This window comes from Pseudoxanthomonas gei (assembly GCF_010119615.1).
GTDB classification, from domain to species: domain Bacteria; phylum Pseudomonadota; class Gammaproteobacteria; order Xanthomonadales; family Xanthomonadaceae; genus Pseudoxanthomonas_A; species Pseudoxanthomonas_A gei.
This window is the reverse complement of the sequence record NZ_QOVG01000005.1, coordinates 1-17,805: the sequence shown is the minus strand read 5'-3', so window position 1 is coordinate 17,805 and position 17,805 is coordinate 1. Positions and strand designations below refer to the sequence as shown.

Annotated in this window: 18 protein-coding genes and 1 pseudogene; 9 read left to right on the top strand and 10 right to left on the bottom strand. The window is 67.8% G+C overall.

Annotation, left to right across the window (positions count from 1 at the left end; all coding sequences use genetic code 11):
• Positions 1-77 precede the first annotated feature (77 nt).
• Entirely contained in the window at positions 78-965 is an 888-nt protein-coding gene (gene phhA, locus DT603_RS08430; RefSeq protein ID WP_162349441.1) for a phenylalanine 4-monooxygenase, read from the top strand.
• Positions 966-1,205: 240 nt separating this feature from the next.
• A complete protein-coding gene (locus tag DT603_RS08425; RefSeq protein ID WP_162349440.1) occupies positions 1,206-3,329 on the top strand; it encodes a TonB-dependent receptor family protein in 2,124 nt (707 codons plus the stop codon).
• A gap of 70 nt (positions 3,330-3,399) precedes the next feature.
• Here the strand turns inward: DT603_RS08425 and DT603_RS08420 are convergent, their stop codons facing one another.
• Both DT603_RS08420 and DT603_RS08415 read right to left on the bottom strand, forming a co-directional pair.
• The gene (locus DT603_RS08420; protein WP_162349439.1) at positions 3,400-4,929 is read right to left on the bottom strand and encodes a carotenoid oxygenase family protein; all 1,530 of its coding nucleotides are present in this window, start codon (positions 4,927-4,929) and stop codon (positions 3,400-3,402) included.
• A gap of 11 nt (positions 4,930-4,940) precedes the next feature.
• Positions 4,941-5,399, bottom strand: a complete 459-nt coding sequence (locus tag DT603_RS08415; protein WP_162349438.1) for a DUF2141 domain-containing protein — start codon at positions 5,397-5,399, stop codon at positions 4,941-4,943.
• A 149-nt stretch (positions 5,400-5,548) separates the two neighbouring features.
• Between DT603_RS08415 and DT603_RS08410 the strand changes: the two genes are divergently transcribed.
• A complete protein-coding gene (locus DT603_RS08410; protein WP_162349437.1) occupies positions 5,549-6,655 on the top strand; it encodes a sensor histidine kinase in 1,107 nt (368 codons plus the stop codon).
• Positions 6,652-7,290, top strand: coding sequence for a response regulator transcription factor (locus DT603_RS08405; protein ID WP_162349436.1), 639 nt, complete (start codon positions 6,652-6,654; stop codon positions 7,288-7,290). Before DT603_RS08410 ends, DT603_RS08405 begins: the two co-directional genes overlap by 4 nt.
• A 13-nt stretch (positions 7,291-7,303) precedes the next feature.
• Here the strand turns inward: DT603_RS08405 and DT603_RS08400 are convergent, their stop codons facing one another.
• Entirely contained in the window at positions 7,304-8,539 is a 1,236-nt protein-coding gene (locus DT603_RS08400) for a DUF4010 domain-containing protein (protein WP_162349435.1), read from the bottom strand.
• A gap of 94 nt (positions 8,540-8,633) precedes the next feature.
• Between DT603_RS08400 and DT603_RS08395 the strand changes: the two genes are divergently transcribed.
• Together DT603_RS08395 and DT603_RS08390 are read left to right on the top strand one after the other, a co-directional pair.
• Positions 8,634-9,677 (top strand): class 1 fructose-bisphosphatase, encoded by a 1,044-nt coding sequence (locus DT603_RS08395; RefSeq protein WP_162349434.1) that lies wholly within the window; start codon positions 8,634-8,636, stop codon positions 9,675-9,677.
• Positions 9,677-10,381, top strand: a complete 705-nt coding sequence (locus tag DT603_RS08390) for a 2OG-Fe(II) oxygenase (RefSeq protein WP_162349433.1) — start codon at positions 9,677-9,679, stop codon at positions 10,379-10,381. The genes DT603_RS08395 and DT603_RS08390 overlap by 1 nt, the downstream gene beginning before the upstream one ends.
• Before the next feature lie 109 nt (positions 10,382-10,490).
• Here the strand turns inward: DT603_RS08390 and DT603_RS08385 are convergent, their stop codons facing one another.
• On the bottom strand, positions 10,491-11,009 hold the full coding sequence (locus tag DT603_RS08385; RefSeq protein WP_162349432.1) for a tetratricopeptide repeat protein: 519 nt from the start codon (positions 11,007-11,009) through the stop codon (positions 10,491-10,493).
• 167 nt (positions 11,010-11,176) lie between these two features.
• Entirely contained in the window at positions 11,177-12,253 is a 1,077-nt protein-coding gene (locus DT603_RS08380) for a PA0069 family radical SAM protein (RefSeq protein ID WP_162349431.1), read from the bottom strand.
• A 57-nt stretch (positions 12,254-12,310) separates the two neighbouring features.
• Between DT603_RS08380 and cls the strand changes: the two genes are divergently transcribed.
• The 3 genes from cls (at position 12,311) to DT603_RS08365 (ending at position 14,885) form a co-directional block, all read left to right on the top strand.
• Positions 12,311-13,765, top strand: coding sequence for a cardiolipin synthase (gene cls, locus DT603_RS08375; RefSeq protein WP_162349430.1), 1,455 nt, complete (start codon positions 12,311-12,313; stop codon positions 13,763-13,765).
• A 66-nt stretch (positions 13,766-13,831) separates the two neighbouring features.
• A complete protein-coding gene (locus tag DT603_RS08370; RefSeq protein ID WP_162349429.1) occupies positions 13,832-14,098 on the top strand; it encodes a hypothetical protein in 267 nt (88 codons plus the stop codon).
• 31 nt (positions 14,099-14,129) lie between these two features.
• Positions 14,130-14,885, top strand: coding sequence for a pyridoxine 5'-phosphate synthase (locus DT603_RS08365; protein WP_162349428.1), 756 nt, complete (start codon positions 14,130-14,132; stop codon positions 14,883-14,885).
• A gap of 72 nt (positions 14,886-14,957) precedes the next feature.
• On the opposite strand, the gene DT603_RS08360 is transcribed toward DT603_RS08365, so the two are convergent.
• The 5 genes and pseudogenes from DT603_RS08360 to DT603_RS08340 form a co-directional block, all read right to left on the bottom strand.
• Entirely contained in the window at positions 14,958-15,353 is a 396-nt protein-coding gene (locus DT603_RS08360; RefSeq protein WP_162349427.1) for an ExbD/TolR family protein, read from the bottom strand.
• 160 nt (positions 15,354-15,513) lie between these two features.
• Complete coding sequence (locus DT603_RS08355; RefSeq protein ID WP_162349426.1) at positions 15,514-15,933, bottom strand: ExbD/TolR family protein; 420 nt, start codon at positions 15,931-15,933, stop codon at positions 15,514-15,516.
• A 3-nt stretch (positions 15,934-15,936) separates the two neighbouring features.
• Positions 15,937-16,365: an ExbD/TolR family protein gene (locus DT603_RS08350; RefSeq protein WP_162349425.1), complete on the bottom strand. Its 429-nt coding sequence runs from the start codon at positions 16,363-16,365 to the stop codon at positions 15,937-15,939.
• Positions 16,366-16,415: 50 nt separating this feature from the next.
• Positions 16,416-17,165: a MotA/TolQ/ExbB proton channel family protein gene (locus DT603_RS08345; RefSeq protein WP_162349424.1), complete on the bottom strand. Its 750-nt coding sequence runs from the start codon at positions 17,163-17,165 to the stop codon at positions 16,416-16,418.
• Positions 17,166-17,277: 112 nt separating this feature from the next.
• Positions 17,278-17,709: pseudogene (locus DT603_RS08340) on the bottom strand (energy transducer TonB); the annotation flags it as partial.
• Positions 17,710-17,805: the final 96 nt, after the last annotated feature.

The window sequence follows — 17,805 nt, the reverse complement described above, 5'->3', positions numbered from 1 at the left end:
TACTGCGCAACTTTGCAACCCCGTTGCGCGGGTCCGGCGCTAACATCGAATGCCGCAATATCCTCATCGGAGACCCCATGAACCAGCCGCGCCGCGTCGAGCACCAGGAGACGGACAAGGGCTACGTGCCGGTCTACACGACGGCCCTGGTCGAGCAGCCCTGGGAGGACTACAAGGCCGAGGACCATGCCACCTGGGGCACCCTGTACCAGCGCCAGCGCGAACTGCTGGTCGGCCGCGCCTGCGATGAATTCCTGCACGCCCAGGACGAGATGGGCATGACCCCGCACGCGATCCCGCGCTTCGACCAGTTGAACGAAGTGCTGGGTGCGGCCACCGGCTGGACCCTGGTGGGGGTGGAAGGCCTGCTGCCGGAACTGGAATTCTTCGACCACCTGGCCAACCGCCGCTTCCCGGTGACCTGGTGGATCCGCCGGCCCGACCAGATCGACTACATCGCCGAACCCGACCTGTTCCACGACCTGTTCGGGCACGTGCCGCTGCTGATGAACCCGCTGTTCGCCGATTACATGCAGGCTTATGGCCGCGGCGGGGTCAAGGCGCACGGCATCGGCGCCGAGGCGCTGGTCAACCTGACCCGGCTGTACTGGTACACGGTGGAATTCGGCCTCATCGACACCCCGCAGGGCCTGCGCATCTATGGCAGCGGCATCGTGTCCTCGAAAGGCGAGTCGCTGTATTCGCTGGAAGCCGACGCGCCCAACCGGATTGGTTTCGACCTGGAACGGGTGATGCGCACGCGCTACCGCATCGACACCTTCCAGAAGACCTACTTCGTCATCGACAGCTTCGAGCAGCTGATCGCCGCGACCGAGCCGGACTTCACCCCGATCTACGCCAAGCTGGCCCAGCGCGAAGCCTTCCCGGCCGGCAAGGTGCTGCAGTCGGACCAGGTCTTCCATCGCGGCAGCGGAGAGGGCTGGGCCACCGACGCCGACGTGTAAGCATCGGACCCGCTGATCGGCCGTGGGTCGATCTTGTGGAGCCGGGCTCCGGGCCAATGCGCGCAAGCTGGCTCTTGTAGCAGCGACACAAGTCGCGAAGCCCACAGCACCTGATTGCCGACAGGCTCTGGCCTCGTGATCTCCTGGCTTCGCGACTTGCGTCGCTCCTGCAACCAGCCCGCCATGCCCTCGCGTCCAGGAGAATCACGGCGGCGCGGCGGGCAGCTGCGATCATGCCGCATGACTTCTGCGCGCCCTGCCCTGCTGCTCGCCTGCCTGCTGTGCCACACGGGGGTTGCCGCGCAATCGACGCCCGCCGAGCCGGCCACGCTGGACCGTATCCAGGTAAGCGCCACCCGCCTGCTCGGGGTCAATGATTTCGACACGCCGGCCTCGGTGGCCACCGTGTCCCTGCGCGACGACGACAACACCAGCGCGGCCAACGTGTCCGATGTGCTGGGCGGCGTACCCGGCCTGCTGGCGCGTGATCGCCAGAACCATGCGCAGGACACGCAGCTGTCGCTGCGCGGTTTCGGCGCGCGTTCGACCTTCGGCGTGCGCGGCGTGCGCCTGATTGCTGACGGTGTGCCCGCTTCCATGCCGGATGGGCAAGGCCAGCTTTCGCATTTCAACGTGCTGGGGGCCGAACGCATCGAGATCATGCGTGGACCGTTTTCGGCCCTGTACGGAAACTCCTCCGGCGGCGTAGTCCAGTTGTGGAGCGCCGAGGGACGGCAAGGCGATCCCTGGCGCGTGCGCGCCGCCGCCGGCAGCGATGCGGCCACCACGCTGGGGGTGCAATTGAAGGGCGCCAGCGGGCCGATGGGCTACAACCTGGCCGCCTCGCATTTCGATACCGACGGCTATCGCGACCACAGCGCGGCGCGGCGCGATTCGATCAACGCGCGGTTCGACTTCAACCTTGATTCCTCCCGCACGCTCACGCTCGTGCTCAATCACCTCGACTTGCCCGACGCCCAAGACCCGCTGGGCCTGACCCGCGCGCAGGTCCGGGACGATCCGCGCCAGGCCACCGCGGCAGCCACCCTGTTCGACACCCGCAAATCGGTGCGTCAGAGCCAGGCCGGGCTGACCTACACCCAGCAGGTGGGCGCCGCGCAGACCTGGCGGGCGCTGCTCTACGGCGGCAGCCGCGCGGTCGAACAGTTCCTGGCCCTGCCGGTGGCGGCCCAGGCCAATCCGCTCAACGCCGGCGGCGTCATCGACCTGGACAGCGACTACGGCGGCGCCGACCTGCGCTGGAGCTGGCAGGGCGAGCTGGCGACCCAGCCTTTCGAGTTCACCGTGGGCGCCAACGTGGACCAGCAGGACCAGGCCCGCCGCGGCTACGAGAATTTCGTCGGCGCCACGCTGGGCGTGAAAGGCGGCTTGCGCCGCGATGAAAGCAACCGCGTGCGCAATGCCGACGGCTTCGCCCAGGCCTGGTGGCAGTTCAGCCCGCGCTGGTCGCTGCTGGCCGGCGCGCGCCACAGCGAGGTGGCATTCACCGCCCGCGATCGCTACGTGACCGCGGCCAATCCGGATGACAGCGGCAGCGTGCGCTATGTGGAAACCACGCCCGTGGCCGGGCTGATGTTCAAGGCCAGCGAGGATCTTCGCTGGTACGTTTCGGCCGGTCGCGGTTTCGAAACGCCGACCTTCAACGAACTGGGTTACCGCGCCGATGGCGGTGCCGGCCTGGCCTTCGACCTGCGCCCTGCGGTCAGCCGCAACCTCGAGCTGGGCATGAAATGGCGCAGCGACGCCGGCACGCGGCTGGAGGCGGCGTGGTTCCGTGCCGATACCGACGACGAACTGGCGGTGGCCCGCAACGTCGGCGGCCGCAGCAGTTTCCAGAACGTGGGCAGCGCCCGCCGCGACGGCTTCGAGGCCTCGCTGGAGGCGCCGCTGTCCGACCATTGGCAACTGCAGCTGGCCTACACGTGGCTGGATGCGACTTTCCGCACCGCCTACCTGGTGTGCAGCGGCGCCGGCTGCACGCTGCCGTCGACGCCGGTGGCCGCCGGCTCACGCATTCCCGGCGTGCCCCGCCAGCAGTTTTCCAGCCGCCTGCAATGGCGCGGCGAACGCTGGAGCGCGGCACTGGAAGGCGAAGGCGTGGGCGACGTGGTGGTCAATGACGTGGCGAGCGAACGCGCGCCGGGCTATTTCCTGTTCAACCTGGAAGCGGCGCGCGAGTGGCGGCTGGCCTCCGGCACGCTGCGCGGGTTCGCGCGTGTGGACAACCTGCTGGACCGGGCCTACATCGGCTCGGTCATCGTCAACGAAGGCAACGGCCGTTTCTACGAACCCGGCCCCGGCCGGACCTGGTTGCTGGGCGCGCAGTGGCAGTGGGCACGGTAGGAGGTAGTCGGTGCAGTTCCATCGGCTGGTGGAGGACCTGTCGGATCACCGCAGAAGCAAGCGTGCACGTTTACGTCCTTGCGGCGAAATGCCCGTGGAATCCCAACGGCAGCGTATGCGGCAGCCACGCCTGGGCCAGGGGACCGGCGTCGACGTGTTCGGCATCCAGCACCGCGATGCCACTGCGCCCGCGGGCGCTGTCCAGCAGGGTGCCGACCAGCCAGCCGTCGCCGGCACGAGTGCTGCCCGGCCGCGGCACGAACACGTGCTCTTCCACCAGCACCGACTCGCCGTAGTCATGTAACTGGCGGCGGTCGCGTTCGACGTCGAATGAGGCGATGGCGTTGAAGTAGGGCGCAGTGTGCAGGCCATGGTTGGCCGGCGCATACAGCCGCGCCGCGCGATCGCCACGGGTGCGCGGATCGAACAGCGGGAACTCGATGCCGGCCACGCCCGTGTCCTGCCAGCGCGCCTTGCCGTCGCGCAGTCCCAGGTGCAGTTCGCGCAGGCGGCCCTGGCCGCCGTGGGCGTCGGGACGCCCGTTCATCGCCGACTGCATCGGCGAGCGCGCCTGCTCGACGTCCGCGTGCTGCACGGCGCGCATCACGATCTGGCCATTGCGCTCGAAGGCATCGCCAAAGTGGTAGATGGCGGCGAATTCGGCTTCGAACCAGCGCGCCTTCGTTGGCGCGTCCTTCGCCACCACCGCCACGCGCAGCGACTGGTCGGGCTGTAAGCGCAGGCGCTCGAAGAACGCGCCGTGGCCTTCCCGGTAGTCGAACGGGATCAGGGTGAACACCAGGTAGTGGTCGGTCTGGGCGAAGCTGTGCAGGTAGCCACGCACCGGCGTGTCCAGCACATCGCCGGAGATCAGCGTGCCGTCGGCGCCGATGTGCCAGACGAACAGGCCGGAGCCGCCCATCAGGCTGATCGCGCCAAAGTTCCAGGTCGAACCATCGCGGTCCACCAGCGGGTGCGCCGAGAACGGCACGCTGGCCAGGTCCGGGCGCCAGGTCACCGGGCCCAGCGTCGTCAGCTGGTCCGGATCGAGCTCGAACGCCGAGCCCGCTTCGCACAGCGCGAACAGGCGCCCGTTGATCGTCGCCACCGAGGTGTTGGCCGGATTGGCGTCGTCGTTGTTGCGGATCGGCTGGGTATCGGGAACCGTGGTCCCGGCGGCCGGATACAGGAAGCGCCCGGCCTTCTGCTCGCGGCTGAACTTCGGCGTCGCCACCATGCGGGCGCGATGGGTGACCCGGTCGCCTTCGAAGTGCCAGCCATGGACCATGCCGTCGCCATCGAACCAGTGCTCGTAGCGGAAGCCGGCGCGTTCGGTCCAGGCCGGTCCATTGCGATACAGGGTGCCGGCGAAACCGGCCGGCAGCTGGCCCTCGACCTCGACCACGGTCGGACCCAGCGCCTCGGCCTCGACGCTTTTCCATCCGGCCAGCCAGGGGTTCGCGCGCAGACCGCGGGCAAAGACGGCGGGGTCGCCCGCCAATGCGTCCTGCCCGTGCAGCAGAAGGGGCGCGAGCGCGAGCGTGGTTGCGCCCGACAGCAGGTTGCGCAGGAAGCGGCGGCGGTTGAGTTCCGTGCCCATGGCGCGACTCCTCAATGCAGGTCGACGTCGATGGCGACGTCGCCGTCGCCGACCGTGAAGCGGGCTTCGTCCCAGGTCGGTTTGCGCATCACTTGCGGATTGTTGCTGAAGCCATAGCCTTCCAGCGGCATGCCCATGACGTTGGTGTCGAGCTTGCCGTTGCCGTTTTCATCATGGGTGATCATCACCGCGTACTCGCCCGGCTTGAGATCCTGGAAGGAGAACTTCGCCTCCTCGCCCTGTGCAGGTGCGCCGTCGGCGCGCACGGGCGCAGCTTTGCCGTCCCATGCCTCCTGCGAATCGACCACGGCCACCTTGACCAGCCCGGTCTGCGCGCGGACACCGTGCAGCTTGACCGTGAGCTCGGCCGCCGCCGCCGGTCCGGCGACGGCGAGCGCGGCGGCGAGCGCCAGGGAAAGGGAAACAATGCTGCGATTGCTGGCACTGGGGTTGCTGGAGGTGAAGTTCATGGGGTGCTCCTCGGCGCCGGGATGGCGTCGCCAGTGTCTGCCGCCGCCATGCCGCGGTCAGATGCCGGCAGTCACCGATCCGCAGTGCCGGAAGTCACTTTCTGCCGTATGCGCATTGCCATCGCCGGGGCCAGCGGCCAGCATGCTGCATGCGCGAATTCCTCCGGAACCTTCTGCAGCCGCTGAACCTGGCAGGCTTCTTCACCATCGCCGGAGTGGCGCTGTCACTGCGCTTCACCGAACGCGAGGTCACCGTGCCGGCGACGCTGTGCCTGGTGGCCTTCGCGGTGTTGTTCACTGCACTGGGCGCCACCGCCGACCACCGCAAGCGCGTCCGCTCCGCACTGCTCGTGTTGATGGCCGCTGCGGCACTGTTCCAGATAAAGCTGGCGCCCGAACTGGGCACCGCGCAGATCCTGCTGGTGATCTGGGTGGCCTGCGCCTTCTCGGCCTGGCGCGTTGGCATTGCGGTCGCTGCGGCGCTGCTGGCGGACGCGATCTTCTACCTGCTGATCCGCGACGCCGGTTTCCGCTCACCGCTGACCATGGTCATGATCAACATGGGCTTCCAGGCGCTGGCGGCGCTGTGCGTGTATTACGCCGTGCGCGCCGAGTCCTCGCGCGACCAGCTGGCCCTGGTCAACGCCGACCTGCTGGCCACGCGCGCGCTGCTGGCCGACAGCGCGCGCGATGCCGAACGCCTGCGGATGGCGCGCGAACTGCACGACGTGGCCGGGCACAAGTTGACCGCGATGAAACTCAACCTGCGCGCCCTGGCGGCCGATCCCCTGCTTGCCGGCCGCAGTGAGGTAATGATTGCCCAGCAACTTTCCTCGGAACTGCTGGAAGACATCCGCAACGTGGTCCAGGCGTTGCGCGATGCCCGTGGCCTGGACATGCAGACCGCGCTGCGCGCCCTGGCCGCACCGATGCCGCGGCCCGTGCTCAGGCTGGAAGTGGCCGAGCAGGTGCATGTGGCTGATCCGCTCATCGCCGAAACCATCCTGCGCATCGTGCAGGAAGCCATGACCAATGCCGCGCGCCATGCCGATGCCGACACCCTGTCGGTCAGCCTGCGCCACGGGCACGGCAGGATCCTGCTCGACATCGAGGACGACGGCCGCCTGCGCGGTGCGGTGCGCGAAGGCAATGGCCTGGCCGGCATGCGCGAGCGACTCGCCGCGGTCGACGGCAGCCTGGTCATCGGCAGGTCCGCGCGCGGCGGCCTGCGCCTGCAGGTGGAGCTGCCGGCATGACGGGCGGCAGCGTGCGGGTGGCCCTGGCCGACGACCAGGCGCTGGTGCGCGCCGGGCTGCGCGCCCTGCTGCAGCAACAGGGCGTCACCGTGGTGCTGGAAGCCGAGGACGGCGCCGACCTGCTGGCGAAACTCGCCGGGCAGCCGGTGGACGTGGTGCTCAGCGACATCCGCATGCCGGGCACCGATGGCATCGAGGCGCTGCTGCGGCTGCGCGAACGTGGCGATGCCACGCCGGTGCTGCTGTTGACCACCTTCGACGACAGCGATCTGTTGCTGCGCGCCACCGATGCCGGCGCGCAGGGGTTCCTGCTCAAGGACGCCGCACCCGAAGACCTGCGCGATGCCATCGTGCGCGTGGCCGCCGGAGAGACTTTGCTGCAACCCGTCAGCACCGACCCGGTGCGTGCGCGCTTCCGTTTCCGCGACGAGGCCGCGCCGACCGAAACCTTCAGCGCACGCGAGGTCGCGATCCTGCGCCTGCTGGCCGGTGGCTATTCCAACAAGGAAATCGCCCGCAGCCTGTTCCTGGCCGAAGGCACGGTGAAGAACTACGTATCGACCATCCTGGACAAACTCGGCACCCGCGACCGCACCCGCGCGGTGCTGAAGGCGATCACCCTGCGCATCATCTGAGCCGCACGCGGCTTCAGGTCAGCAACACCGCCAGCAGGCCCGCCGCCAACGCCAGCAGCAGGCCGGCCGCGACCCGCAGGCCGTAGGCGCGGGTGCCGCTGGCCAGGGCGATTCCCGATTTGGTCACCAGGCTGGCCGCGAGCAGGCCCAGCATCAGCCAGCGGGCCTGGTCCAGGCTGACGCTGCCCTTGCCGGTGAGGCTGCCCAGCGTGGCCACCGCCGCATGCAGCTCGGCCATGGCCGAGACGATCGCCGCAGCCATCGCCCCGGTCGGCCCGATCCAGGCGCTGAGGGCTGCCGACAGCAGCACCAGCGCCGCGACCAGCAGGGCAAATCCCAGCGCATGGCCGAAGCGGAACATGCGGCTCTGCGCGGTCGGCGGTGGGACCTGCTCGTCACGGCCGGCGCGCAGGCCCAGCAGGCCCCCGCCCAGCAGTACGGCGCCCACCGCCAGCAGTTCGGGCAGCAGGCGCGTGGCCAGTGCCGGCGAGACCGTCCACAGGATCGGCAGGCACAGGCTCAGCGAGGCCAGGTTGGCCAGCAGCGCGGCGGCCACCGCCGAGCGCAGCAGCGCCGGGGTGTCCTTGCTGCGCTGGCCAAAGCCGATCACCGCGGCGGTCGAGGAAACATAGCCGGCGAAGAATCCGGCCGCCGCCAGGCCCCAGCGGTTGCCGACCATGCGCAGGGCCACGTGGCCCAGCGCACTGACGCCCATCACCAGCACCACCAGCTTCCATAGGGTGGCCAGGTTGATGGCCCCGAACGGGCCGATGTCGCGGTCGGGCAGGATCGGCAGGACCACCAGCGCGGCGGCCAGCAACATCAGGCCATCGAACACCTCGCGTTCGCTCAGGCGCTCGCGGCTGAGGCGGTGCAGGGGTTCCTTGGCATACAGGAGCACCGCCACCAGCACGGCCAGCCCGCTGGCCAGGCCGGCCGAGCGCATGGCCATGCCGCCCAGCAGGAAGGTCAGCACCAGCGCGATCTCGCTGGTCAGGCCGGCATCTTCGGCATGGGTGGCCTGGTAGGCCATCGCCGCCAGCACCCCGACCAGCGCCAGGGCCACCAGGAAAACCGGTGGGCCCAGCCAGGCCGCCACCGCCGCGGCCAATGCCGCCAGCGCATGGGTGCGCAAGCCGGCGATGGCGTGGCCGCGGGCGTGGCTGCGCTCACGGACCAGGCCGATCAGCAACCCCAGGCCGAGCGCGGAAGAGAATCCCAGCAGGAGCGCGTTGTCGATTTCTGGCACGGCATCGCTCCGGTAAGCGCCCGATTCTGGCATGCGCTTGCTTCCCCTGCCCAACACCGGACAATGCCCGCGTCCTCTCTGCTCCCGTGGTGCCATGTCCACGCAAGAAAACCCGCGGGTTTCCCTGACCCGCTACCTGATCGAGGAGCAACGCGCCGGCCGCATCGAGGCCGACCTGCGCCAGCTGATCGCGGTGGTGGCGCGTGCCTGCACCAGCATCTCCATCGCCGTCAGCAAGGGCGCGCTGGGCGGGGTGCTGGGCGATGCCGGCACCGCTGGTTCGATGAGCATGAACATCCAGGGCGAGGCGCAGAAGAAGCTGGACGTACTGAGCAACGACATCCTGCTGGAAGCCAATGCCTGGGGCGGCCACCTGGCCGCCTGCGCCTCGGAGGAAATGGACCACTGCCAGCCGATCCCCGATGCGTACCCGCGCGGCAACTTCCTGCTCCTGTTCGACCCGCTGGATGGCAGCTCCAACATCGACGTCAACGTCTCGGTCGGCACGATCTTCTCGGTCCTGCGCCACCCCGACGGGGTCGGCGCGGCGACCGACGCGCATTTCCTGCAACCCGGCAGCGCCCAGGTCGCCGCCGGCTACTGCATCTACGGCCCCAGCACGATGCTGGTGCTGAGCGTGGGCCACGGCACCCATGCCTTCACCCTGGATCGCGAGCAGGGTGCCTTCCTGCTGACCCAGCGCGACATGCGGATTCCCGCCGACACCGCCGAGTTCGCCGTCAATGTCTCCAACCAGCGCCACTGGGAACCGCCGATGCAGGCGTACGTGGAGGAACTGCTGGCCGGCAAGGAAGGCCCGCGCGGCAAGGATTTCAACATGCGCTGGATCGCCAGCATGGTCGCCGACGTGCACCGGATCCTGACCCGCGGCGGCATCTTCATCTACCCGTGGGACCGCAGGGACCCAGGCAAGGCCGGCAAGCTGCGGCTGATGTACGAAGCCAACCCGATGGGCCTGCTGGTCGAGCAGGCCGGCGGCGCGGCCAGTACCGGGCGCGAACGCATCCTCGACGTGCCTCCGCAGCAGCTGCACCAGCGCGTGCCGGTCTTCCTCGGTTCGCGCAACGAGGTCGCCGCGGTCGAGCGCCAGCACGCCATCGCCGACGGCAAGGCCTGATGGCGGACCCCGCGGACTTCATCGAAGTCACCGACGCGGCCCTGGACCGGGCCAGCTGCGAGGCCATCGTGGCGCGCCTGCGTGGCAGCCGCGACCTCCAGCCAGGCCGGGTCGGCGGTGGCGTGTATCCGGAGCTCAAGCACAGCCGCGACCTGCGCATCAGCGGCGACCCGGCCTGGCGTGAGGTCGAGCAGCGGTTGCAGCAGGCCGTGTTCGCCGGGCTGCTGGCCTACCTGCGCAAGTACCCGCAGGTCCTGATCTCGCCGCTGATGCTGCAACAGGCCGATGCCACCGGCGAAATGCGCCGGCTGCAGGCCGGTGATTTCCCCGCCATGGGCGAGGCCCAGCTGGTCGAACTGGCCCGCACCTGCCTGCGCCCGGGCGCGATCAACCTGCAATGGTACGGCGCCGGCGAGGGCGGCTATCCCTATTGGCATTGCGAACTCTACCCGCGCGATCCGGGCGCCGAGACCCTGCACCGCCACCTGCTGTGGACGCTCTACCTGAATGACGATTTCGCCGAAGGAGAAACCGAATTCCTGTTCCAGCAGCGCAAGATCGCCCCGCGCACCGGTAGCCTGCTGATCGCGCCCACCGCCTTCACCCATACCCACCGCGGCAACCGCCCGCAGCACGGCGACAAGTTCATCGCCACCAGCTGGATCCTGTTCCAGTCGGCCGAGCACCTGTACCCGGCGGCCTGAGCGGCAGGGCACCGATCGCCTTGCACTGATCTGCTGTGCCTCGGCGGGCTCCGGGCCGGCGGGACGGCAACCCTCGGGACCAGAACGGTGCCGAGGGCGTCCGACAGCCTCACTCCTGCGGGGCAACGCCCAGGTAGGCGCCAGCGGCGGCCACCGTCGACCACAGTTCGTCCTCGCGCTTGAACGAGCGGTCGAACAGGTCCTCGGCGGCGGCACGCTCGTCGGCCAGCAGGTAATAGGCGCCCAGTTCGGCCATGCCCTTGCTGTCCTTGGGGTTCTCGCGCACCGAACGTTCCAGCAACGCCTTGGCCAGTTCCCACTCGCCTGCCTGGCGATAGATGCGGGCAATGCGGAACAGGTCGCTGGACTCCGGATCATGGGCCAGCACGTCATCGAAGATCGCCTTGCCCTGCGGCTTCATGCCGCCCAGGTAATAGATGCGGGCGACGGCAATGCGCTCCCAGCTGCCCTTGCCAGCCTGGGCCTTGGCCACCTCGAGCAGGGCCAGCGCGGCCTCCTGCTTGTCCTTGCCGCGGTAGTTGGCCGGGCCGGCCTGCTGGGCCGCGTGGCTGGCGGCGATGCCGGAAACGAACAGCAGCGATGCCACGGCGATGGTGCGGATCTTCATCTTGTTTCCCCTGGTGTGTGTGAGTGGGCACTGGGCGCCCGTCCATTTCCCGATGGACGGGGCCAGCCTGCAGGCGGCGCGGCAGCGGCGGCCATGGCCGCGCACCTGCTCCCCCGACCCTGCCCGGAAGGCTGGCAAGCATGCAGGCATTGGCCTGCGCCCGGCTATCAGAACAGTTCGCCCTGCGGCGATGGCGCGCGCGGGGCCACGAACAGGCTGTGGTCGAGGCCGCGCGCAGGCCGTGGCGGGAAACCGAGACGCTTGACCGCCAGCGCAAAGCGGCGCGCCAGCAGATCGGCATACACGCCCTGCCCGCGCATGCGCTTGCCGAAGCTGGCGTCATAGTCCTTGCCACCCCGCAGTTGCTGGATGGTGCTCATGACATGGGCGGCGCGATCGGGCACGTGGTTCTGCAGCCAGTCGCGGAACAAGGGCGAGACTTCATGCGGCAGGCGCAGCAGCACATAACCGGCCGACTCGGCGCCCGCCTGGTGCACGGCTTCCAGCACGGCCTCAAGCTCGCTGTCGTTCACCCACGGGATCACCGGCGCCACCATCGCCCCGACCGGCACGCCGGCCTCGCGCAACGCGCGCATCGCACGCAGGCGCGCGTGTGGCGCCGAGGCCCGCGGCTCGAGCGCCGCGGACAAGCGGTTGTCCAGCGAGGTCACCGAAAAATGCACGCGCACCAGGTTCTGCCGGGCCAGCGGCGCCAACAGGTCCAGGTCGCGGGTGACCAGCGCGTTCTTGGTGATCAGGGTGAAGGGGTGCCGGGTCTCGGCGAACACCTCGATCAGCCGTCGCGTCAGTTGCAGCCCGCGCTCGACCGGCTGGTAGGCATCGGTGTTGATACCCAGGGCGATGGGGCTGACCTGGTAACCGGGCCTGGCAAGCTCCCGGCGCAACACCTCCGGCGCATTGGTCTTGGCGAATATCTTGGTTTCGAAGTCGAGCCCCGGCGACAGCCCGAGGTAGGCATGCGAGGGGCGCGCGAAACAGTAGCTGCAGCCATGCTCGCAACCGCGGTACGGATTGACCGATTGCGAGAAGCCGATGTCTGGCGAGCTGTTGCGGCTGATGACGCTGCGCGCGACCTCCTCGCGCACCTGGGTGCGGGGCAGCACCGGGGCAAACTCTTCCTCTTCCCCGCCATGCCAGCCATCGTCGACGGCATCGGTGACGGAAACTTCGAAGCGCCCCGGCAGATAGCCGGTGGAGCCGCGTCCCTTGATCAGTTCGCCCATGCTGGAATGCTATCGTCGTGGGATCTCATGGCCGGCGACACCGGCAGGTACCGGTGCATGCTAGAAACCATCCAGACCCTGTGGTCCGCCCTGTGGGCGATCCCGCACCTCAAGTTGTACCTGACCCTGGCCTGGCTGCTCTACATCCTGCTGCTGTGCGGCTGGATCGTACTGCAGAAGCGCGAGCCGGTCGCCACCCTGACCTGGGTCCTGTCGCTGGCGCTGCTGCCCTACCTGGGCTACCTGATCTACTTCCTGCTCGGGCCGCAGAAGATCAATCGCCAGCGCCTGCGCCGGCATCGCTCGCGCAAGGGCCTGGAATCGCACGATGTGTCCGCCGCCTTCGATGACGGCGGTTCGGAACTGGCGCTGCTGGGACAGGCCACCACCGGGCTGGCGCCCTCCTCGGCCACGTCGGCGCAGTTGCTGATCGATGGGGCGGCCACCTACGACGCGCTGATCGATGCGGTCTCCTCGGCCACCAACCACGTCCACCTGGAGTACTACATCTACATGCCGGACCAGACCGGCACGCGCCTGCGCGACGCCCTGGTCGAACGCGCGCGCGCCGGGGTCAAGGTGCGCCTGCTGCTGGATGCGGTGGGTTCCTCGAAGGTGTCGCGAGGGTTCCTGCAGCCGCTGCTGGATGCCGGCGGCGAATTCGCCTGGTTCCACCCGACCCGCTTCCGCCCGTTCACCCGCACCTGGGTCAACCTGCGCACGCACCGCAAGATCGTGGTCGTGGACGGCCGGGTCGCCTTCACCGGCGGCATCAACATCACCGACGAAGAGAACGAGCGGCTGCACGCCAATGCCTATCGCGACCTGCACCTGCGCCTGGAGGGCGAAGTGGTGCGCAGCGTGCAGGTGGTCTTCATCGAGGACTGGGCCTATGCCACCGGCCAGAAGCGCCAGGATTTCGAAGGCACGCAACTGTGGGAGGCCCCCGGCCAGGGCCTGCAGGGCGGCACTTCCACCCAGGTGGTGGTATCCGGGCCGGATTCCTCCTGGGAAGCCATCCATCGCCTGCACGTGGCCGCGATCCACGAAGCCAGGTCACGGGTCTGGCTGGTCACCCCGTACTTCGTGCCCGGCGAAGCCGCGCGCATGGCCCTGACCTCGGCCGCGCTGGGCGGCGTGGACGTGCGCCTGCTGGTGCCCAAGATGAGTGATTCGCGCCTGGTCACCTACGCCGCGCGCTCGTATTTCGACGAGCTGCTGGCCGCTGGCATCAAGGTCTACGAATACGGTCCGCGGCTGCTGCACACTAAGGCCCTGCTCTGCGACGACGGCATGGCCCTGATCGGCAGCGCCAACTTCGACCATCGCAGTTTCCGGCTGAATTTCGAGATCTCCGTGCTGTTCCGCGACCCGACCATCAATGCCACCCTGGCCCAGTTGATGGAAGGCGAGATGGACGCGTCCGAGCGCGTGCAGGACCTGCGCAACCGCTCGCTGTGGCGCAATCGCCTGCCCGAGGCCCTGGCCCGCCTGATGTCGCCATTGCTGTGAACCGGGTGGCGTTTCTGCGGGGTGGAAATAGTAAACTTCGGCCACTGCCTGGAGGGGAACCGACTCATGCATTGGCTATTCCTGTTGCTTGCCCTGGCCGCCATGGCGGTCGCCCTGAAAACCGCTTCGGTAGCCCTGATGGTGGTGTGCCTGCTGGTGTCGCTGGCCCTGTTCGTGGCCTGGATCATGGGCTGGTACGCGGCACGCATAGGCAGCAGCAGCCGTGACGAAAGCCAGATGATCGACCCGATGGAATTGCGGCGCCTGCGTGAGATCGCCGAAGCCCGCAAGGCCGGTCTGCAGCCCCCGGTCGAGCCGCCGGCGCAGTCTTGAACCCGGGGTCCACCACGGGTCTTGTGGACGGATGACTGCGCTCAGCGTCAACGTCAACAAGATCGCGGTGATCCGCAACTCGCGTGGCGGCAACGAACCCGACGTGGTCCGCGCCGCGCGCACCTGCCTGCAAGCCGGCGCCCATGGCATCACCGTGCATCCACGGCCCGACCAGCGCCATATCCGCACCGATGATGTGCTCGCGCTGGCCGGGCTGGTGGCGCAGCAGCAGGTCGAACTGAACCTGGAGGGCAACCCGTTTGCACCCGCGCGTGCCGGCTATCCCGGGTTCCTGGCCCTGTGCGAACAGGTCCGCCCTGCCCAGGCCACGCTGGTGCCGGACAGCGACGGCCAGATCACCTCCGACCACGGCTTTGATTTCGCTCGCGATGCGGCGCGGCTTGCGCCGCTGGTGGCCGCGCTCAAGGCCATGGGCTGCCGGGTGAGCCTGTTCGTCGATGCCGGAGGCGCCGGGCTGGACCAGGCGCGCGCGATGGGCGCCGAGCGTATCGAGATCTATACCGGCCCCTACGCCGAGGCGCATGCGCGGGGTGATGCGGTCGCAGCGTTGCGCGATTGCGTGACCACCGCCGAGCAGGCGCGGTCGCTGGGCCTGGGCGTGAATGCCGGGCATGACCTGAGCCAGGCCAACCTGGGGGAATTCCGGAACGCCATTCCGCAGCTGCTGGAAGTTTCCATCGGCCATGCGCTGGTCAGCGAGGCGCTGTATGCCGGTCTGGAACAGACGGTTCACAACTATCTGCGGATCCTGGACAGCAGAGTCTGAGCCGCGTTCCGGTGCCGGGCATGCAGGGACGGCTGTCCGGCCGCAGCACCGGACGGCCGCCATCAGCCGGGGTCAGGGCTGGATGCTGATACGGGTGATACCGATCCTGCGTGCATGGGCCAGCGCGGTGACCACGTTCTGGTAGTGGGCATCGGACTCGGCATCCACGCGCAATGTGGCCTGTGGATCGCTGACCAGCGCATCCTCCAGTCGCTCCCAGAGCTGGTCAGGCGCTAGCGGGCGATCATCCAGCCGATACGACCCATCCGCCGCGACGGTCAGCTGCAACTGCAAAGGCGTGGGAGTGACGGGTCGCAGGACGCTCTGCGGCAGGCTGGCGCTGACCGGACTCGACACCAGCGGTGCGGAAACCATGAAGATCACCAGCAAGACCAGCATCACGTCCACCAGCGGCGTGATGTTCATTTCGGCAACGGCGGAATCACGGACGGCAGCGGAGAAAGCCATGGCGCACTCCTGGAGTCGGTGGTCGATTCCACGCTACGCCGACTTGCGAGGCACCACAAGCGGTGATATCTCGGCGTTATCTCCTGTCCTGGAAACGACCACGCCGCCCGAAGGCGGCGTGGAAGATTTCTGCCGGGTTGCGGCGCTTGGCGGCTGCCCTTTATTGCTGTTGCACGAAACCGATCTTGAGCATCTGCGCGTTCTTGGCGGCTGCCAGGACCTTGGCCATCACGTCGTACTGCGCATCGGGATTGGCATCGATCTGCAGCAGCGGCTGGTTGGTCGGATCGCGCTGGACCTCGTTCTCCATCATCTGCTGGAGGGCGTTGACCTGCACCGCGGCGTTGTTCCAGGTGACCTGTCCGGAGGCGTCGATCTTCAGCTCGATCGGCGGCGGCGGCTCGCGTACCTGCGGCGGCGGGTTGATCACACGCTGCGGCAGGTCGACGTCGATGGGATAGGTCATGACCGGCGCGGTCACGATGAAGATGATCAGCAACACCAGCATCACGTCCACCAGGGGCGTGACGTTGATGTCGGCCATCGGCTGGCCCTTGCCGGAACCGGTAGCGAATGCCATGGCTTATTGGCTCCTGTCTTTGGTGGCAACGAAGCCAACGTCCAGCATTCCCTGCTCCTGCGCGATGCGTGTCACCTCGTTGATGGTACGCATCTTGGTGGTGCGGTCACCACGCAGGTTGAGTGGTGGTTGCGGCGTAAGCTGCGCGGCACTGGAAAGACGCGACTCAAGGATTTCCTTGGTGATCGCTTCATCGTTCCAGTACAGCGAGCCGTTTTCCTTCACGGAAACCGTAATGGGCAACTTGCGCTTCTGGGCTTTCTCGGGGTCCTGGATCAAATTGGCCTCGGGAAGCTTGATCTGCACTTTGTGCGACATCAGCGGCGCGGTGATGATGAAGATGATCAGCAATACCAGCATCACGTCCACGAGGGGCGTGACGTTGATGTCGGCCATGGGGCCGCCGCTGTCGTTACCACTACTGAAGGCCATTTCCGGGCTCCGTGCTTATGCGATTGATCTGTACGTGACTTCGAGCCGGCTCAGCGAACGCGCGAGCCGGTGGCGAAGAAGTCGTGCAGGTCATGCGCGAACGTATCGAACTTGGCGTTGGTGGAGCTGTTGGTGCGGTTGAAGAAGTTGTACGCCAGCACCGCCGGGATGGCCACGAACAGGCCCAGCGCGGTCATGATAAGCGCCTCGCCCACCGGGCCGGCCACTGCGTCGATGGATGCCTGTCCGGTCGCGCCGATCTTGATCAGTGCGCCGTAGATGCCCCACACCGTACCCAGCAGGCCCACGAACGGAGCGGTTGCACCGACGGTTGCCAGCACGGTCATGCCGGCCTGCAACTTGGAGCTTTCGCGCGTCACGGCCTGGCGCAGGGAACGATCGACGAACTCCGAACGGTTCAGCGACTCTGCCAGCTTGGAGCCTTCGCTGCGCTGATGGTGGGCGGCAGCCTGGGCGGCGTCGAGCGCGATCTTGGAGAACGGCTCGTTGCGGGGCTGTTCTTCCATCAGGCGGATGGCGTCCTGGGCGTTGGCGGTATCCCAGAAGGCGCCGGTGACGCGTTCGGCCTGACCCTTCAGTCGCACGTTCTTGATGAAGTTGATCACGGTCCAGTACCAGCTCAGCGCCGACATGATCACCAGGGTGATCAGCACGATCCACGACACGGCGAATTCGCTGGGATGGGCGGTCATCTCCTGGATCAGATGTCCGAAGCCCATGTTCTTCATTGCATCGGCGGCGTTGGTGCCTCCAGCAGCGGCGGTGGTTTCCTGCAGCATGACGCTTACCTTTTATTTGTGATGATGAGGGTGATGCGGTTATGTAGCGGTTGTCGCTTGGTTCTTTTGCAATCCATTTGCCCGGACAGGCATGAAACAGCTTGTCCGCGCTTTACATCTTGAAGTCAACAGGCACGCGCACGCGTCCGGCCACCTTCTGGCCACCCTGCGAACCGGGGTTGAAACGCCACTTGCGGGCGGCATCCATGGCCGCGCGATCGAGGTCGCGGTTGCGGCTGGATTTCTCCACCGACACGTTGGTGACATTGCCACTGGCGTCGACGTCGATGATCAGCACCACCGTACCGGTGATGCCGGCCCGCAGCGCCGCCGGCGGATACTTGGGCGGATTGCGGTTCTTGTAGGACGCATCAACCGAGGCCTCGACATTGGGGGTCGGGGCGGGCGGCGAGGGCGGCGAAGGCGGCGTGACCACGTCGGTCGGGCGCGGCTCTGCCACGTCGATCGGCGGGGCCCCCCGCGGGGGGGGGATCGGGGGGGGGGGCGGGGGCGCCACGGTCTTGGTCCGGGGGGGGGGGGTCTCCCTGCTCCTTTTTCCACTCCCCACCCGCCGCACCTATTTTCTGGGTGGGGTTCCGTGGTTGTCGTGGCACTTATAAAGACATCATTAGTAACGCCG

What these genes read in the sequence shown, in the direction of transcription:
- DT603_RS08350 (WP_162349425.1), bottom strand. Translation starts at nt 16,365, where the DNA reads ATGGCCTTCAGTAGTGGTAACGACAGCGGCGGCCCCATGGCCGACATC.
- DT603_RS08365 (WP_162349428.1), top strand. Translation starts at nt 14,130, where the DNA reads ATGACTGCGCTCAGCGTCAACGTCAACAAGATCGCGGTGATCCGCAAC.
- DT603_RS08425 (WP_162349440.1), top strand. Translation starts at nt 1,206, where the DNA reads ATGACTTCTGCGCGCCCTGCCCTGCTGCTCGCCTGCCTGCTGTGCCAC.
- DT603_RS08385 (WP_162349432.1), bottom strand. Translation starts at nt 11,009, where the DNA reads ATGAAGATCCGCACCATCGCCGTGGCATCGCTGCTGTTCGTTTCCGGC.
- DT603_RS08415 (WP_162349438.1), bottom strand. Translation starts at nt 5,399, where the DNA reads ATGAACTTCACCTCCAGCAACCCCAGTGCCAGCAATCGCAGCATTGTT.
- DT603_RS08370 (WP_162349429.1), top strand. Translation starts at nt 13,832, where the DNA reads ATGCATTGGCTATTCCTGTTGCTTGCCCTGGCCGCCATGGCGGTCGCC.
- DT603_RS08355 (WP_162349426.1), bottom strand. Translation starts at nt 15,933, where the DNA reads ATGGCATTCGCTACCGGTTCCGGCAAGGGCCAGCCGATGGCCGACATC.
- DT603_RS08345 (WP_162349424.1), bottom strand. Translation starts at nt 17,165, where the DNA reads ATGCTGCAGGAAACCACCGCCGCTGCTGGAGGCACCAACGCCGCCGAT.
- DT603_RS08395 (WP_162349434.1), top strand. Translation starts at nt 8,634, where the DNA reads ATGTCCACGCAAGAAAACCCGCGGGTTTCCCTGACCCGCTACCTGATC.
- DT603_RS08380 (WP_162349431.1), bottom strand. Translation starts at nt 12,253, where the DNA reads ATGGGCGAACTGATCAAGGGACGCGGCTCCACCGGCTATCTGCCGGGG.
- DT603_RS08410 (WP_162349437.1), top strand. Translation starts at nt 5,549, where the DNA reads ATGCGCGAATTCCTCCGGAACCTTCTGCAGCCGCTGAACCTGGCAGGC.
- DT603_RS08360 (WP_162349427.1), bottom strand. Translation starts at nt 15,353, where the DNA reads ATGGCTTTCTCCGCTGCCGTCCGTGATTCCGCCGTTGCCGAAATGAAC.
- cls (WP_162349430.1), top strand. Translation starts at nt 12,311, where the DNA reads ATGCTAGAAACCATCCAGACCCTGTGGTCCGCCCTGTGGGCGATCCCG.
- DT603_RS08390 (WP_162349433.1), top strand. Translation starts at nt 9,677, where the DNA reads ATGGCGGACCCCGCGGACTTCATCGAAGTCACCGACGCGGCCCTGGAC.
- phhA (WP_162349441.1), top strand. Translation starts at nt 78, where the DNA reads ATGAACCAGCCGCGCCGCGTCGAGCACCAGGAGACGGACAAGGGCTAC.
- DT603_RS08420 (WP_162349439.1), bottom strand. Translation starts at nt 4,929, where the DNA reads ATGGGCACGGAACTCAACCGCCGCCGCTTCCTGCGCAACCTGCTGTCG.
- DT603_RS08405 (WP_162349436.1), top strand. Translation starts at nt 6,652, where the DNA reads ATGACGGGCGGCAGCGTGCGGGTGGCCCTGGCCGACGACCAGGCGCTG.